The organism is Mesorhizobium sp. M7A.F.Ca.CA.002.04.1.1, assembly GCF_004022805.1.
In the GTDB taxonomy this organism is placed as follows: domain Bacteria; phylum Pseudomonadota; class Alphaproteobacteria; order Rhizobiales; family Rhizobiaceae; genus Mesorhizobium; species Mesorhizobium ciceri.
Genome location: NZ_RZPL01000994.1, coordinates 1 through 1,560, shown reverse-complemented (window position 1 = coordinate 1,560; position 1,560 = coordinate 1). Strand labels below are relative to the sequence as shown.

General features: G+C 59.2%; 1 protein-coding gene. It reads left to right on the top strand.

The annotated features are described in order from the left end of the window. Window positions 1-526: SMC-Scp complex subunit ScpB (locus tag ENZ75_RS31370; protein ID WP_164888159.1), on the top strand; the 526-nt coding region annotated here is incomplete at its 5' end. Window positions 527-1,560: the final 1,034 nt, after the last annotated feature.

The following is a 1,560-nucleotide window of genomic DNA, read 5'->3' as shown; positions in this document are numbered from 1 at the left end:
ACCGGTGACACGTAGTGTCCTCGCGCGGGTGGTGGGAAAAAACTGCAATATCGAGCTGATCATCGACGACATTCGCGCCGAACTCGCCGGCCGCCCTTACGAGCTGGTCGCGGTCGCCGGCGGCTGGCAGCACCGGACCAAAAAGGTTTTTGGCGACGCCATTCACGCAGCCTTCGGCACGGCAGCGGGCGAGGGAGCAAAAGAACTGTCGCAGGCGGAGGCGCTTGTCTTGATGTGCATTGCCTATTTCCAGCCGATCACCCGTGGCGAGCTGTCGAGCTTTTTCGGCAAGGAGGTGTCACGTGACCTGATCGGCGTGCTGCGCGCTGAGCAGCTGGTCGCCTCGGGGCCGCGCAGCCCGCAGCCGGGCGCGCCCTACACCTATGTGACGACCAAAACTTTTCTGTCGCAGTTCGGGCTCGACACGCTGCGCCAGCTGCCGGATTTCGAGGCGCTCGAGGACGCCGGGCTGCTGTCGAAGGAGAAGCTGCTGGATCATCCCAGGGTTTGCAGATATCGACGATGATGGCGCCAGCGCCGCGCTCGACGAATAGATGATCCCATCACGGCGGGACACACGCGATCTCGCCGCTCGTCACATAGAAGATTGCGCCACGCACGCCGTCTGGTCTCGCCGGCTGGGTCCTTCGCGTGACGGAAGGGAGGTGGCGGCACGCGTCCGCTTGTCGATGAAGGATAAGCGAACAGGCAATTGATCGAGCCTGGTCGCACATGTCGATCACCATTGAGAGCTCTCGAAGGGAGAAAGTTCAATTGAACCACGTCTACCTTGAGCTTCTCGCGACGATTGAGGCGTTAAGATCCAGCCCATCGGGGCGACCATTCAGACGCTGATGGACAAGGTTCGCGACCTTTCACAGACGATCAAAGCCCTGAAAGACGATCTCCACCAGACAGCCGGCTATGGCCTGCTAAGAACCTAGCCAGCCGGCGAGTGCCCATCCCGGCCATTGTCAGCGAGGCGGCCATCCCAACAAGATCGCCTTGCCGCCACCGCCAATGGCGGATGCTGACAGCAGCGCCATAAGAACGCCAACGTAGATGGGGAAGATCATCCTCGGGCTATTCGTCCTTCCAAATGACAGTCTTCCCCCGAAAATCCCAATGAAATTTGAGGTTGGCTTTCAGTACCTCGGTGGGGATCCTCGGCTCGATCGCTGTGTGGAGAGCGTTATACGTTTCTCGGCAGAAGCTCGGCGGCGGGACATTCAGCTTGTACCCCGACGGGTACCTAAAATCTTGCTGAGAATTCATCAGGTCAAGGTTGTTGGCAATCATCTTCACGTTCCCAATCGGCGGCATTCCTAGGGCCACTGCGGCTTCGTAAATGTCCTCGATCTTGTGACCGAAGCCGAGCCGGAGACCGCGTTTCGACACGCCCTTTGAAGCTAGATACGCTTTCAAGAGGAGTTCTAGGTGTGAGCTTTCGAGAGGTTGTCCATTCGGACCGGACCGAGGAGACTGGAGTTACCACGCTTCAGCATCCATCGGAGGGTCCGAATGAACATCCACAAGCATGCCCGTCTCACACCGCTGCGT